This window comes from Thermomonas carbonis, assembly GCF_014396975.1.
In the GTDB taxonomy this organism is placed as follows: Bacteria; Pseudomonadota; Gammaproteobacteria; order Xanthomonadales; family Xanthomonadaceae; genus Thermomonas; species Thermomonas carbonis.
Genome location: NZ_CP060719.1, coordinates 933,043 through 947,949, shown reverse-complemented (window position 1 = coordinate 947,949; position 14,907 = coordinate 933,043). Strand labels below are relative to the sequence as shown.

At 66.5% G+C, this 14,907-nt stretch carries 9 protein-coding genes; 6 read left to right on the top strand and 3 right to left on the bottom strand.

The genetic code is table 11. From position 1 onward, the window contains the following. Positions 1 to 4 precede the first annotated feature (4 nt). Positions 5 to 1,537 carry a tryptophan halogenase family protein gene (locus H9L16_RS04410; RefSeq protein ID WP_229796542.1) on the top strand — a complete coding sequence of 511 codons (1,533 nt, stop codon included), beginning with the start codon at positions 5 to 7 and terminating at the stop codon, positions 1,535 to 1,537. Then, positions 1,534 to 2,781 carry a cation:proton antiporter gene (locus tag H9L16_RS04405; protein ID WP_187553353.1) on the top strand — a complete coding sequence of 416 codons (1,248 nt, stop codon included), beginning with the start codon at positions 1,534 to 1,536 and terminating at the stop codon, positions 2,779 to 2,781. Before H9L16_RS04410 ends, H9L16_RS04405 begins: the two co-directional genes overlap by 4 nt. Before the next feature lie 91 nt (positions 2,782 to 2,872). Here H9L16_RS04405 and H9L16_RS04400 read toward each other — a convergent pair whose 3' ends face one another. Further along, positions 2,873 to 4,336, bottom strand: a complete 1,464-nt coding sequence (locus tag H9L16_RS04400; RefSeq protein ID WP_187553352.1) for an MFS transporter — start codon at positions 4,334 to 4,336, stop codon at positions 2,873 to 2,875. A gap of 214 nt (positions 4,337 to 4,550) precedes the next feature. Between H9L16_RS04400 and H9L16_RS04395 the strand changes: the two genes are divergently transcribed. The 4 genes from H9L16_RS04395 (at position 4,551) to H9L16_RS04380 (ending at position 13,185) form a co-directional block, all read left to right on the top strand. Next, the gene (locus tag H9L16_RS04395) at positions 4,551 to 5,180 is read left to right on the top strand and encodes a TIGR00645 family protein (protein ID WP_187553351.1); all 630 of its coding nucleotides are present in this window, start codon (positions 4,551 to 4,553) and stop codon (positions 5,178 to 5,180) included. 58 nt (positions 5,181 to 5,238) lie between these two features. Further along, positions 5,239 to 9,360 carry a sensor domain-containing protein gene (locus tag H9L16_RS04390; RefSeq protein ID WP_187553350.1) on the top strand — a complete coding sequence of 1,374 codons (4,122 nt, stop codon included), beginning with the start codon at positions 5,239 to 5,241 and terminating at the stop codon, positions 9,358 to 9,360. A gap of 9 nt (positions 9,361 to 9,369) precedes the next feature. Further along, on the top strand, positions 9,370 to 11,577 hold the full coding sequence (gene uvrD, locus H9L16_RS04385) for a DNA helicase II (RefSeq protein ID WP_187553349.1): 2,208 nt from the start codon (positions 9,370 to 9,372) through the stop codon (positions 11,575 to 11,577). 81 nt (positions 11,578 to 11,658) lie between these two features. Further along, positions 11,659 to 13,185 (top strand): alpha/beta fold hydrolase, encoded by a 1,527-nt coding sequence (locus H9L16_RS04380; protein ID WP_187553348.1) that lies wholly within the window; start codon positions 11,659 to 11,661, stop codon positions 13,183 to 13,185. A 26-nt stretch (positions 13,186 to 13,211) separates the two neighbouring features. On the opposite strand, the gene H9L16_RS04375 is transcribed toward H9L16_RS04380, so the two are convergent. Both H9L16_RS04375 and H9L16_RS04370 read right to left on the bottom strand, forming a co-directional pair. Next, positions 13,212 to 14,603 (bottom strand): phospholipase D-like domain-containing protein, encoded by a 1,392-nt coding sequence (locus H9L16_RS04375; RefSeq protein WP_223158172.1) that lies wholly within the window; start codon positions 14,601 to 14,603, stop codon positions 13,212 to 13,214. Between the two features lie 19 nt (positions 14,604 to 14,622). Next, positions 14,623 to 14,898 carry a DUF2782 domain-containing protein gene (locus H9L16_RS04370; protein ID WP_187553347.1) on the bottom strand — a complete coding sequence of 92 codons (276 nt, stop codon included), beginning with the start codon at positions 14,896 to 14,898 and terminating at the stop codon, positions 14,623 to 14,625. Positions 14,899 to 14,907 lie beyond the last annotated feature (9 nt).

Genomic DNA, 14,907 nt, shown 5'->3' with positions numbered 1-14,907 from the left:
CGTCGTGAACGATCGAACAAGCGAAATCCAGGGCCGCGAGATCAAGCGCGTGGTCATCGCCGGTGGCGGCACGGCCGGATGGATGGCGGCGGCGGCGGTGTCGAAATTGCTCGGCAAGGTGCTGGACATCACCCTAGTGGAGTCGGAGGAAATCGGCACCGTCGGCGTGGGTGAGGCCACCATCCCCACGCTGCTGAGCTTCCACCAGATGCTCGACATCAACGAGCAGGAGTTCATGGCCGCGGTGCAGGGCACCATCAAGCTGGGTATCTCGTTCGAGAACTGGCTGGACATCGGTCATCGCTACATCCATTCCTTCGGCACCAGCGGCAAGGATCAAAAGACCGCCGGCTTCCAGCATTTCTGGTTGCGCGGACGCAAGGAAGGCATCGCCAGCGGCTACGAGGACTACTGCTTCGAGTTGAAGGCGGCACTGGTCGACCGCTTCGCGCATCTGCCGCGGGGTGGCATCAACTATGCGTACCACATGGATGCCAGCCTGTACGCCAGGTTCCTGCGCACCTTCAGCGAGCAACACGGCGCGCGGCGCGTGGAAGGCAAGATCGTCGACGTGCTGACCGATGCGCAGTCCGGATGCATCAACGCGCTGAAGATGGAGGATGGTGCGCTCATCGAAGGCGACTTCTTCATCGACTGCACCGGCTTCCGCGCGCTGCTGATCGGCAAGGCATTGGGCGTGGGCTTCGAGGACTGGTCCCACTGGCTGGTCAACGACAGCGCGCTGGCCGCCCAGACCACCGCCGTGCGCGATGCGGTGCCGTACACCCGCGCGATCGCCTGGACGGCGGGCTGGCAATGGCGCATCCCGCTGCAGCACAGGGTCGGCAACGGCATCGTCTATTCCAGCCGCTACACCACAGACGATGAAGCGCGCGAACATTTCCTCGCCACCATCGAGGGCGAGATCATCAAACAGCCGTGGCCGGTGCGTTTCCGGCCGGGCCGGCGCGAGCGTTGCTGGGAAAAGAACTGCGTGGCGCTGGGCCTGGCCGGCAGTTTCATCGAGCCGCTGGAATCGACCACCATCCATTTGATCCAGCGCGGCATCACCCATCTGCTGCAGAACTTCCCGCAGGTGATCACCCGTAGCGGCATCGAGCAATACAACGCGCAGCTGGATGCGGAACTGCAACACGTGCGCGACTTCGTGGTGCTGCATTACGCGCTGAGCAACCGCCGGGACACGCCGTACTGGGAGTACATGGCGAACATGCCGCTGCCGGCATCGCTGCAGCACCGGATCGACCTGTTCCGCGACACCGGCAACGTGTTCCACGTGCCCGGCGAGTTGTTCGCGGAGAACTCGTGGATCCAGGTGATGATGGGGCAGGGAGTGACGCCGCATCGCCACCACCCGACCGCCGATGCGATGAGCAAGGCGGAACTGGAGCGCTTCCTGGGCGACATCCGCACCCATACCCTGCGTAACGTCGAGGGATTGCCGGCGCACATGGACTACCTGCGCCAGTACTGTCCTGCCCCCGTTCCCCCGATGCCGGGCCAGCCGCCTCGATGAACCCCACCCTGCAGGTCCTGCTGCAGCTGGTCGTGATCCTGGTTGCCGCGCGTCTGTGCGGCGCCGTGCTCCTGCGTTTCGGCCAGCCGCCGGTGATCGGCGAGATGGTCGCGGGCCTGCTGCTTGGGCCGATCGCGTTCGGCGCATGGCTGCCGGAATTGCACGCGACAGTCTTCGAAACATCGACATTGCCGGTGCTGTCCGGGCTGGCGACGCTGGGCGTCTCGCTCTTCATGTTCATCGTCGGCGCTGAACTGCGCGCGCCGGAAGGCACCCGCGCGCAGCTGCGCTCGGCCGGCCTGGTGGGCTCGCTGGGCATGGTCGTCCCGATGGCGCTGGGCCTTTCGATCGCGCCGTTCCTGTATCCGGAATTCGCGCCTGCCGGCGTCGGTTTCTGGCCGTTCGCATTGTTCCTGGCGATCACGATGTCGGTCACGGCCGTCCCGGTGCTGGCCCGCATCCTCAAGGATCAGGGTCTCGCCCAGACTGCGCCGGGACGGCTCGCGCTGGGCGCGGCGGTGATCAACGATGCTTGCGCGTGGATCTTGCTGGCGATGGTGCTGGCGATGGTCGGCCGCCAGGAGGGTGGCGCATTGCTCGCGGTCGGCGGCGGCGCGCTGATGGTTGCAGTGGTGTTCGTCCTGCTGAAGCCGCTGTTCGCGCGCCTGCTTATGTCCAGGGAGGACAGCGATGAGCTGCCGGCACCGGCGTTCGCGTGGATCATGATCGGCGTGCTGGCCTGCGCGGGATTCGCCGAGTGGATTGGCCTGCATGCGATCTTCGGTGCCTTCCTGTTCGGCGTTGCGCTGCCAAGGAACGACCGCCTCCTGCACGCACTGGCGCGGCGCATCGAACCGGTGGCGATTGTGCTGCTGATGCCGGTGCTGTTCGCGCTGGCGGGGCAGAACGCCACGCCGGCGGTATTCGCCGGTGCGGGCATCGGTGCGTTCGCACTGGTCCTGCTGGCGGCGATCGTCGGCAAGCTTGCCGGATGCGCCATCGGTGCGCGCCTGGGCGGCTACAGCTGGCGCGACAGCCTGACCGTCGGCTCGCTGATGAATGCACGCGGCCTGATGGAACTGGTGGTGATCAAGATCGGGCTGGACGCCGGCCTGATCGGCCCGGAACTGTTCACCCTGCTGTTCGGGATGACCCTGGTGACGACGCTGATGGCCTCGCCCTTGCTCAGCCTGTTCCATGCGCGGCGCAACGATGCGGTGGCGGACAGCGGACGCATCGTCTGAGGGCATTGCCGAGGTCGCTGGACAGGCTGTCGCCCACGAAAAACCCCGGCGGGTCGCGCCGGGGTTTTCGTTTGTCGCAAGGCGGGAAGGCTCAGTGGCCGCCGGATGCAGCGAGCTGGTCCAGGTCGATGCCCTGCTTCTGCAGTGCGCGCGTTGCGGCGATCGCATAGAAAGCCAGGTAGGCGAAGCACAGCACGCCGATCACGAAGCTGTAGTGGATGCCGATGGCGTCGGCGAGTGCGCCCTGCGCCAGGCTGACCACGCCACCGCCCAGGATCATCATGATCAGCAGGCTGCTGCCCTGGTTGGTGTTCCTGCCCAGTCCGCTGATCGCCAGGGTGAAGATGCACGGCCACATCGTGCTGCAGAACAGGCCCACGCTGACGAAGGCGACCACGCTGGTCATGCCGGTGGTGAACATGCCGATCAGCAAGGCGATGGTGCCGCACAGTGCAAACAGCAGCAGCATGCGCGCCGGGTTGCCGCGGCTGGCGAAGGTCGCCGCGATCATCAGCACGATGACGAAGGCGTACATGAAGAAGTGCGAGATTTCGTGGCTGGCGAAGGCGTTGACCGCCAGGAACACCCCGAACGCCAGGTAGGGCAGCAGGATGGTCAGCATCCACCTGGTGCTCTTGCCGACGTCGAACGCACCGGCCGTGCCGGCCCAGCGGCCGATCATCAGGCTGGCCCAGTACAGCGACACGAACGGCGCGATCAGCGCGGTCTCGATGCCCAGCCCGCCTTCGGACACCGGAAGTTCCAGGTAGGCCGGCAGGTTGGCGATGGTCGAGACTTCCACGCCGACGTAGACGAAGATCGCGATCATGCCCAGCACCAGCTGCGGGTATGCGAACGCGGACGACTTGTGGACCAGCTTGCTGGCGTCCGCGGCTTCGCCGGCGGCAACGCCGTCGAGGTCGATGTGGTTGGGCACCGAGGAGAACTTCAGGAACACCGCCACCAGCACGAAGGCCGCGCCGAGCACGAGGTACGGGATCTTGACGCTCTCGATGCTGGCCTCGGTGCCGCCGGCGGCGACGCTGCCGAAGATCGCGAAGCTGACCAGCAGCGGGCCGATGGTGGTGCCGAAGTTGTTGACGCCGCCGGCCATGGTCAGGCGCTGCGCACCGGTGGCCGGGTTGCCCATCACGATCGCCAGCGGATTGGCCGCGATCTGCTGCAGCGAGAAGCCCAGGCCGACGATGAACAGGCCCGACAGCATCAGCCCGAACGAACCGCTGTTCGCCGCCGGGTAGAACAGCAGCGAGCCCATCGCCGAGATCAGCAGGCCCAGGCAGATGCCGTTCTTGTAGCCGATGCGGTTGAGCACGTCGGCACCGATGGCCTTGGAGGTGAAGAAGTAGATCAGCGAGCCGACCGTGTAGGCCACGTAGAAGGCAAACGCGACGAACATGCTCTGCATCTGCGAAAGATCAAATGCCTTCTTGAACACCGGGATCAGGATGTCGTTGCTGGCGGCCACGAAACCCCAGAAAAAGAACACCGTGATCAGGACAAGGAACTGCGACCAACGCGTTTGCTGATGGGCCATGTGATTCCGCCGTGTGTGGTTGTCGTTGCGGCGTGGCAGGCGATCTCGCCCCCGCGCTCCCCGTCGCCGATTGTGCAGGCGTGCATGGCTTTTACAGGCCGTCTGACAACGCTGTCAAATGCGGGCGTCGATCGAAGCGAGCCCGGCAATCAAAGGTTGACGGGGCGTCGAACAGTCGTTGCAATGCAGCATCCCGACGCGCGATGCCCACCCGATGCCCGACCCGAATGCCCGCCTCAATCCGCTGGCTGCGCTGATCTTCTCTTCGCGCTGGCTGCAACTGCCGTTGTACCTGGGCCTGATCGTCGCGCAGGGGGTGTACGTGTTCCTGTTCCTGAAGGAACTGACCCACTTGGTGTCCGATGCGGCCACCCTCACCGAGCAGGAGATCATGCTGCTGGTGCTGGGCTTGATCGACGTGGTGATGATCAGCAACCTGCTGATGATGGTGATTGTGGGCGGTTACGAGACCTTCGTCTCGCGCATGCGCCTGGACCGTCATCCCGACCAGCCGGAATGGCTGAGCCACGTCAACGCCAGCGTGCTCAAGGTCAAGCTGGCGATGGCGATCATCGGCATCTCGTCGATCCACCTGCTCAAGACCTTCATCGAGGCCGGCACCTTGGACGGCGTGCCCCTGTGCGGCACCTCGGAGGCGTTCGCAGCGGCCAGGGAAGCGCTGGCCGCGAACTATGTCGGCGTGACCTGCAGCAAGGTCACCTCCACCGGTGTGATGTGGCAGACCATCATCCACACCATCTTCATCCTGTCCGCGTTAGGTATCGCATGGACGGACAAAGTGATGACCGGCAGCAGCAGCAAGCGCGAGGCGCACGCGCACTGACCCACGCGTGACCCCATGGCGATAGGCCGCGAGCGACCCTGACACGAGGAAAGGAGCGATGACCGCGGTGCGAGGGATGGCACCAGGCAACAACCCTGAATCATCCCGGCAAGCCAGATGGGTCAAACGACTGCTGCTGGCGATCGGGTTGTCGTTGTTGGTGGTCGCACTGGCGCTGTTCGATGGCAGGGAGCGGTCGCTACTGCTGGTGATCGTGGGCGTTCTCACCGTGTCGTGGCTGGTTGGCGCATTCGCCCGCGGCGCACGCGAGCAGGCTCGCCTGCTGCAGCGGCTCGAGCAAGCGCAGGAATTGGCGGTACTGGGCACCTGGCGGTGGCGCGTGGACTCGCCGACGATCGAATGGGGCGGTGAATCGGCGCGCATCTACGGCTTTCCCGTGGATACTGTCGTGGTTCCGCTCGAAGAGGTCATGCGCCGCATGCATCCGGACGACGTGGGACTCGTCGCGCGCTGGATGGAGCGGGCGCGATCGGCGGATCCGCGTGAACTCGTTGGTTTGTCCGTCGAATATCGGGTGGTTCGCGACGATGGTTCGGTGCGCTGGGTCTTGGGCAAGGTCGAGGCGGATGACCCCGAAGGTGCCCGCACCCTGGTCGGGGTCCAGCAGGACATCACCCCGCAGGTCATCGACCGTGAGCGGCTGCGCCTGGCGCAGGAGATCGCCAGGCTCGGCGACTGGGAGTGGGACGTCGGCAGCGGTCGCATCCGCTGGTCCGACACCATGTACTCGATCTACGGCCTTGACCCGGCCACCTATGAACCCGATGCCGACAACGTCTTCGGGCTCATCCACCACGATGACCGCGACGCCCTGCGCACCTTCGCCAGCAACCTGGCCGAAACAGGCGAGCGTTGCGAGACGGAGTTCAGGATCGTCCGGCCGGATGGCGAAGTCCGCACCCTTCGCTGCATCGGATCGCGGGAGATCGCGCCCGGCGGCGGCACCATCATCCGCAGCATCCAGCAGGACGTCACCGAGCTGGCACTGGCCCGGAATCGGCTGGTGGAGACCGAAGAGCAGTACCGCTTCCTGTTCGAGCACAACCCGGTACCGATGTGGGTGTTCGATCGCCAGTCGCTGGCATTCCTTGCAGTGAATGACGCGATGGCGCGGCATTACGGATACACACGCGGGGAAATCCTGGGTCGCAGCATGCTCGACATCCGCCCGCCTCAAGACCGGGATGCGGTCGAGGCCGCGGCCCGCCTGCAATCCGTCGATCGACCGCAGGGACGGGTATGGACGCATATGCGCAAGGACGGGACGCGCCTGCGGGCTGCGGTCTACACGCACGACATCCTGTTCGACGAGCGCCCCGCGCGTCTTGTGGCCGCGCAGGACGTGACCGAACGCGAAGCCAGCGAGCAGCGCTTCCAACTGGTCGCGCGTGCCACCAGCGACGCGATCTACGACCTCGACATCCCTGCGGGCACCCTGTGGTGGAGCGACACCATGTATGCGGTGTTCGGTTACACACGCGAGGAGGTCGCGCCAACGGTGGGTGCCTGGGAGGACATGATCCATCCAGACGATCGCCCGCAGATACGTTCCAGCCTGTACGGCGCGCTCAAGAATCCCCGGCTCGATCAACTGGAGATGGAATACCGGCTGCGCCGCGGTGACGGCACCTATGCCCTCGTCGTCGATCGCGGGTTCTTCGTGCGCGAGGACGGCATGGTGGTGCGCATGGTCGGCAGCGTGCTCGACGTCACCGAGAAACGGAAGCAGGACGCGGACCTGCGGCTGCTGCGGCGGGCGGTGGAGGCGACCGAAAGCGGCGTCCTCATCGCGGACGTGCGTGCGCCCGGGATTCCGGCGGTCTACGTGAACCAGGGGTTCCTGGCGATGACCGGTTATCGCGCCGACGAAGTCCTCGGCAAGGACAGCCGGTTGCTCGATTTCGACCCGCGCGACGTGGACAAGATCAGGCAGATCCGGCGGGCCATCGCGGGGCACGCCGAGCTGCGTACCCTGGTGCGGATGCGGCGCAAGGACGGTGGCGAGTTCTGGAACGACTTCTACATGGCGCCGGTGCTGGACGAGGCCGGCACCATCACCCACATGGTCAGCGTGTCCACCGACGTGAGCGAGCGCCAGCGCAGCGAGGAGCGCTTCCAGCTGGTGGCGCGCGCGACCAGCGACGCGGTGTGGGACTGGGACATCGCCCGCGACGAGACCTGGCGCAGCGACAACGTCTACCCGCTGTTCGGTTATGCGCCGGGCGAAATCGTCGGATCGATGACCGGCTGGTCCGGCCTGCTGCACCCCGAGGATCGCCTGGTCGTGCAAACGGCCGTGAGCGAGGCGATCGCGTCCGACGAGGACGGCTGGGAGTGCGAGTACCGCCTGCGGCGCAAGGACGGGACGTACGCCGACGTCGTCGATCGCGGCTTCCTGCTGCGCGACGTGGATGGACGCGCCTACCGCGCGGTCGGCGGGATGATCGATGTCACCCAGAAGCGTCTGGATGAAGCCGATCTGCGCCTGCTGCGGCGCGCGGTCGAATCGACCGACAACGGCATCCTGATTGCCGACGTGCGACACCCGGACCAGCCGCTGGTCTATGCCAATCCGGCGTTCGAGCACATGACGGGCTATGCGGCAGCCGAGGTGATGGGTCGCAACTGCCGCTTCCTGCAGGGAAGCGACCAGGATCAGGCCGCCCTGCAGACACTGCGACTCGCGATCGCCGAGCGGCGCGAGTCGCGCGTCGTGTTGCGCAACTACCGCAAGGATGGCTCGCTGTTCTGGAACGAATTGCACGTGGCGCCGGTGCACGCCGAGGACGGCAGCGTCTCCCACTTCGTGGGCATCCTGACCGACGTGTCGCACCGCCATCATTACGAGCAGGAACTGGCGCATCGCGCGACCCACGACCAGCTCACCGGGCTGCCCAATCGCCAGCTGATCATGGACCGGCTGCAGCAGGCGATCCGCAACGCCGACCGCTACGGTCGCCATGCTTGCGTGCTGTTCATCGACCTGGACGACTTCAAACTGATCAACGACAACCTGGACCACGCGGCCGGCGATGAGGCGCTGCGCATCGTCGCCGCAAGGCTGCGCACGCTGGTGCGGGACACCGACACGGTCGGACGCTTCGGCGGCGACGAATTCGTGGTCGTGTTGACCGAGCAGACCGACCAGGCCGGCGTGAACCAGGTCATTGCCAGGATTTCCAAGGCACTGTCCGTGCCGATGGAGATCGCCGGCATGTCCCACACCATCACCCCGAGCATCGGCTGGTGCCGTTACCCGGATGGCGGGTCCGATGCCGACTCGCTGCTGAAGCATGCCGACATGGCGATGTACCAAGCCAAGCGACAGGGCCGCAACCGCGCGATCGCTTACGACCCCGGCTTCGACGCGCAGGTCTCCCAGCGCATGCAACTGGTCGCGCAATTGCGCGATGCCCTGGAACGGGACGAATTCGAACTGATGTTCCAGCCGCTGTTCGATACGCAAGGCCGGCCGGTCGCGCTGGAGGGGCTGGTGCGTTGGCGCCACCCGGAACGCGGCCTGCTGCCCCCGTCCGAATTCATCGGTGTTTGCGAGGAAAGCGGATTGATCATCGAGCTCGGTCGCAGCGTCCTGCACCAGGCCGCACGCCACCACGCCCATCTCGCCGCTGCCGGCTTCCCGAATGTCAGGATCGCGGTCAACGTGTCCGCGCTGCAATTCGGCTACGCGTTCGAGGACGACGTCGCCGCGATCGTGCGCCAGTACCAGCTGCCGCCTGGCGTCCTCGAGCTCGAGATCACCGAAAGCGTGATCCTGGAAAACCCGGAACGTGCGATCGAGGCCATGCAGCACATCGCCGCCCTGGGCGTCTGCCTGGCCGTCGACGATTTCGGCACCGGCTACTCGAGCCTGGCCTATCTGCGGCGGCTACCGATCGATCGCCTCAAGATCGACCGATCGTTCGTCGAGGACTTGCCCGACGACCGTGAGGCCGCCTCGATCTGCCACTCGATCATCGGTATGGCGCATGCACTCCAGCTGCAAACGGTGGGCGAGGGAGTCGAGACCGACGCGCAGCTGCAATGGCTGCGGGCCAATGGTTGCGACGAGGTGCAGGGCTACCTGCTCGCGCGTCCTGCGCCATTCAGCGAGATCCTCGCGCGGCTTTCGCTGGGTGGGCCAGCCGCGTCCGCGTAAACTTGCCGGATGGATGTTTCCCACCTCCTCGACGGGCTGAACCCGGCCCAGCGCGAGGCCGTTTCCGCTGCGCCCGGTCATTACCTCGTCCTCGCCGGTGCCGGCTCCGGCAAGACCCGCGTGCTCACCCATCGCATCGCCTGGCTGCACGAGGTGTATGGCGTGCCGATGCACGGCATCCTCGCGGTCACCTTCACCAACAAGGCGGCCGGCGAGATGCGCGCGCGCATCGCCGCGCAGCTGGGTGGCGAGCCGCGCGGCATGTGGGTCGGCACTTTCCACGGTATCGCCCACCGCCTGCTGCGCCTGCACTGGCAGGACGCGAAGTTGCCGGAAAGTTTCCAGGTGCTGGACAGCGACGACCAGCAACGCCTGGTCAAACGCGTGGTGCAGTCGCTGGAACTGGACGAGGCGCGCTTCCCGCCGCGGCAGATCGCGTGGTGGATCAACGCGCAGAAGGACGAGGGCCGCCGGCCGCAGCACATCCAGCCGGAAGGGGACGAATGGGCCTCGGCGATGCTCAGCGCCTACACCGAATACCAGGCGCGTTGCGAACGCGCGGGCCTGGTCGATTTCGCCGAGCTGCTGCTGCGCGCGCATGAAGTGCTGCGTGACACGCCGGCGTTGCTGGCGCATTACCGGCACCGGTTCGGCCAGCTGCTGGTCGACGAATTCCAGGACACCAATGCGATCCAGTACGGCTTCGTGCGCTTGCTTGCCGGCGAGACCGGACAAGTCTTCGTGGTCGGCGACGACGACCAGGCGATCTACGGATGGCGCGGCGCCAAGGTCGAGAACGTGCAGCGCTTCCTGCGCGACTACCCGGGTGCCGTCACGCTCAAGCTGGAACAGAATTACCGTTCCAGCGCCAACATCCTCAATGCCGCCAACGCGGTGATCGCACACAACGAGGATCGCCTCGGCAAGCAGTTGTGGACCGATGCCGGCGAGGGCGAGCAGATCGACCTGTACGCCGCCTGGAACGAGATCGACGAGGCGCGCTACGTGGTGGAGCGCATCTCGCAATGGGTGCGCGATGGCGGTGCCCACGGCGAGGCCGCGATCCTCTACCGCAGCAATGCGCAGTCGCGTGCCTTCGAAGAAGCGCTGTTGGCCGCGCAGGTGCCGTACCGCGTGTATGGCGGCATGCGCTTCTTCGAACGCGCCGAAATCAAGGACGCGTTGGCCTACCTGCGACTGGTCGCCAATCGCGACGACGACGCGGCGTTCGAGCGCGCGGTCAACACGCCGACCCGCGGCATCGGCGAGCGCACCCTCGACGAAGTACGGCGCACCGCCCGCGAGCATCGCGAATCGCTGTGGCGGGCGTCGCGCCGTCTGTGCGAACAATCGACATTGGCGGGCCGTGCGCGCAACGCGCTGGCCGGTTTCTCCCAGTTGATCGACCTGCTGGCGACGGAAACCGCCGACATGCCGTTGCCGGAGAAGATCGACCACGTGCTGGCACGCTCAGGCCTGCGCGAGCACTGGGCGAAGGAAGGCCGCGGCGGGCTGGATTCCGAATCGCGGATCGAGAACCTGGACGAACTGGTCTCGGTGGCGTCGCGCTTCACCCGCCGCGACGACGACGAAGCCGCTGGCCTGACCGAACTGGTCGCCTTCCTCAGCTACGCCGCACTCGAAGCCGGCGAAGGCCAGACCGAAGCCGGTGCCGATGGCGTGCAGCTGATGACCCTGCACAGCGCCAAGGGCCTGGAATTCCCGCTGGTGTTCCTTGCGGGGCTGGAGGAGGGGTTGTTCCCGAATGCGCGCTCGGCCGAGGAAGCGGGGCGCATGGCGGAAGAGCGGCGGCTGGCCTACGTCGGCATCACCCGTGCGCGCCAGCAACTGGTGCTCAGCCACGCGGAGACCCGGCGCATCCACGGCAGCGACATGTACGGCCTGCCCTCGCGCTTCCTGCGCGAGATCCCCAAGTCGCTGCTGCGCGAGATCCGCCCGAAGCCGCAGGCGAATGCGTACGCGGCGCGCGGTGGCTACGGCAACCAGGCCAACCGCTTCGCGCCGCGCGACCGAGGCCATGCGGCGATCGAAGTGCCGGCGGTGCGGCTCGGTGCCAACGTGCGCCACCCGACCTTCGGCACCGGCTTCGTCACCGATGTCGAAGGCAGCGGTACGCATGCGCGCATCCAGGTGAACTTCGACGACGTGGGCAGCAAGTGGCTGGTGCTGGCTTACGCGAACCTGCAACCGGCGTAGCGCAAGCCTGTTGGCCGCGCAGCGCATGCCTTGGCGTTGGCGCAAGTGTTCGATGCCGGCATTCCGCCGACGGGAATGAGGATGCGGTTTCGCGAAGCCCTGCTTGCATGTTGTTGCCTGTTTGCAGGCACCGTCGCCGCCGCGGCCGACCCCGTGCGCGCGACCACGCCACGTTTCGAGCCCGCGCCGTGCGCGTTCCTCGATGTCGCCGCCGATTGGGCTTCGCAGCAGCGCATCGATTGCGGCTGGTTGCACGTGCGCGAATCGCGCGGCAAGGCTGACAACCGCACGCTCAAGCTGTGGATCGCGATTGCCCGCGCCGATGTTCCGGAAAGCGATGACGCGCCCCTGCTGTATCTCAACGGCGGCCCCGGCTATGCCACGGTCGATTATTTCTTCCCGTACTTCCCGCAGAGCAAGACCTGGCCAGCGCTGCGCAAGACCCGCGACCTGGTGTTCCTCGACCAGCGCGGCACCGGCCGCTCGCAACCTGCGTTCTGCCCGGAGTTGAAGCGCACGCTGGAGACCGTGAACGCACAGGCGCTCGCGCCCCGCGAAGCGATGCAGCGCACGATCGCCGCCTATGCGGACTGCCGACCAAGAATGCTGGCGGAGGGCTTCGACTTCGCCGCCTACAGCAGCAGCGCGACGGTGGAGGATGCCGAGGACCTGCGTCGCGCGCTCGGTGTGCGGCAATGGAACCTCTACGGCATCTCCTACGGCACACTGGTTGGTCTGGTATACCTGCGGCGACATCCGGGCAGCGTGCGTGCGGCGATCCTCGATTCGCCATATCCGCCGAACTCGCCGCATGGCGCGGAGCAGATCACCAGCACCGCGCTCGCCTTCCAGGCCCTGCAGCGCAGCTGTGATCGCGAAGCCGCCTGCCATGCGCGCTTCCCCGACATGCTGGGTCGCTTGCAGGTGGCGAGGAAACGACTAGATGCCGCGCCGCTGGTGCAGGACGATGGCGGGCGCATCAATGGCGGTCGGTTGCTGTCCTCGATCTGGACGATGCTGGTGCAATCCAGCTTGGTGCGTTGGGTGCCGTTGGCGATCGAGCACGCCGCCAACGGCGACGAAGCGATGATCCGCCGCATCGTTGCGCTGTACGGCGGCACCGACAGCTTTGGCGACTACAGCTTTGGCCTGGCGCAGACGATCAACTGTTTCGAGATCGGCGTCGGCGACACCACGCCCGCGGTCCGCGCGGCGATGCAACGCTATCCCGAGCTGGCAGGAACAGATGCGATAGCCGAAGCAAATGCCCGCGAGTGCGCGGCCTGGCAATCCGAACGCGCGCCGCCGGCGTTCTTCACGCCGGTGCACAGCGACGTGCCCAGCCTGCTGTACGGCGGCGAATTCGATCCCGCCACGCCCTACGACGATGCCGTCCTGGCCAGTCGCCACCTGCGCAACAGCACCCTGGTGCAGGTGCGTGGTGCCTCGCACGCCGGCATGGGCCAGGACGACTGCACGCGTGGCATCGCCCATGCGTTCCTGCGCAACCCGGCGGCCAAGCCCGATCTTGCCTGCCTGTCGACGCGCGACGTTGCGCCCATCGCCACCGACGGACTGCGGGCACACCTCGATTCGCTGAAGCAGTAACGCCGGAGCGCCATTGGCGTGGGCCGCTACAACTGGAAGCCCACCGCGCGCACCAAGCCTTCGCCGATGTCGCGCCACCAGCCTGGCGCACGCGCCACATAGCCGGCGGCCTGCGCGCGCTGCGCCGTGAACCAAGCGGCCAAGTCGGCGACCTGCCCGGCATCGTGGAACAGCAGGTTGAGCTCGTAGTTGAGGAACAGGCTGCGTCCGTCGAAGTTGATCGAACCGCAGCTCGCCAGCGCATCGTCGACGATGATCGCCTTCGCATGCAGCATCCCCGGCAGCAGATGGATGCGCGCGCCAGCCGCCGCCAGTTCGCGCAGGCTGCGCTCACGGGCGATGTCGGCCATGCGGTGGTTGGAACGCGCCGGCATCAGCAGTTGCACGTCGACGCCGCGCCGGCAGGCCAGCAGCAATGCCGTCTGCAACTGCGCATCCGGCACGAAGTACGGCGTCGCCAGCAGCACCCGCGCGTCGGCGCGGTGGATCGCGTTGAGGAACAGCGAATACGCCGTGTCGTCGCGGCGGTCGGGGCCACTGGGCAGCAACTGCGCGCGAGCGCCTGCATCGGGCGCTGCGGGAACAGGCGACGGTGTCTTTGAGGTGCCCGAAAACGTCGATGCCCAGTCGCGCTCGAACACCGTCTGCGCATCCGCGACGATGCCGCCTTCGACCACCACGCTCAGGTCGCGCCAGGCCATCGATGTCGCACCATCGAGGAAATATTCTTCGGCCAGGTTGCGGCCGCCGGTCCACATTGCGTGGCCGTCGACGAGCACCAGCTTGCGATGGTTGCGCAGGTTGCCGCGCCCGAACTGCGGATGCAGGCGCAGCCGCATTGGTGCGAACCAGCGCAGCTCGGCACCGGCATCGCGCAACAGCGCGGCGCTGGCGCGATGCCCGGCCAAGGTGCCGACGCCGTCCAGCAACACCCGTACGCGCACGCCACGGACCGTCGCGCGTTGCAACGCCGCGGCGACCTGCTTGCCCACCGCGTCATCGCGCAGGATGAAGATCTCGATGTCGATGCGTGAGGACGCGCCATCGAGCAATACCAGCAACGCCTGCAATGCCCCTTCACCATCGGCATGCAGGTCAATGCGATGGCAATGCCGTGCAGGCGGCAGGCCCAGTCCATGGCCCAGCGCCTGCAGCCACCGCCCCTCATCGGCGACCGCCTCGTTTGCGATGGCCTCGCATGGATGGGCGAGCTTGCGCGTGCCGAGCAGCAGGTAGACGGGCAGCGCAAGGTAGGGGAAGGCGACCAGCGACACCACCCAGCCGATGGCGGCAGATGGTGCGCGCCGTTGCCGGCCGGAGTGGGTCAGTGCGACATACAGCAGCAGGCCGACCGCGACCGCGGCGACATGCAGCAGGGCCATGCCATGCAGTTCGCCCAGCGGGAACAGGCCCGGCACGCGCGATCCGCCGCGACGATTACCAGCTGTAGAGCTTGTAGTAGGTCATCGGCGCCTCGCCTTCGTTCCAGTCGAGCTTGCCGTCGCCGTCGCGGTCGTGGATGTAGTACGTCGGCCCGCGGAACGGCACCACTTTCACCATCTTCAGCGCACCGGCCACGCGGTACTCGGTCACGGTGTCGCCGTTGGCTTCCTTGCGGGTGACCGGTTCGGCGTTGGCCAGCATCTCTTCCGGCGGCACCGTGCTGCAGGCTGACACCACAAGTGCGAACAGGATCAGCAAGGTCTTGCGCATGTCGGGCTC

Bases quoted from the DNA above. Each gene is read 5' to 3' on its own strand.
- H9L16_RS04405 (WP_187553353.1), top strand. From the start codon at position 1,534: ATGAACCCCACCCTGCAGGTCCTGCTGCAGCTGGTCGTGATCCTGGTT.
- H9L16_RS04400 (WP_187553352.1), bottom strand. From the start codon at position 4,336: ATGGCCCATCAGCAAACGCGTTGGTCGCAGTTCCTTGTCCTGATCACG.
- H9L16_RS04395 (WP_187553351.1), top strand. From the start codon at position 4,551: ATGCCCGACCCGAATGCCCGCCTCAATCCGCTGGCTGCGCTGATCTTC.
- H9L16_RS04390 (WP_187553350.1), top strand. From the start codon at position 5,239: ATGACCGCGGTGCGAGGGATGGCACCAGGCAACAACCCTGAATCATCC.
- uvrD (WP_187553349.1), top strand. From the start codon at position 9,370: ATGGATGTTTCCCACCTCCTCGACGGGCTGAACCCGGCCCAGCGCGAG.
- H9L16_RS04380 (WP_187553348.1), top strand. From the start codon at position 11,659: ATGCGGTTTCGCGAAGCCCTGCTTGCATGTTGTTGCCTGTTTGCAGGC.
- H9L16_RS04370 (WP_187553347.1), bottom strand. From the start codon at position 14,898: ATGCGCAAGACCTTGCTGATCCTGTTCGCACTTGTGGTGTCAGCCTGC.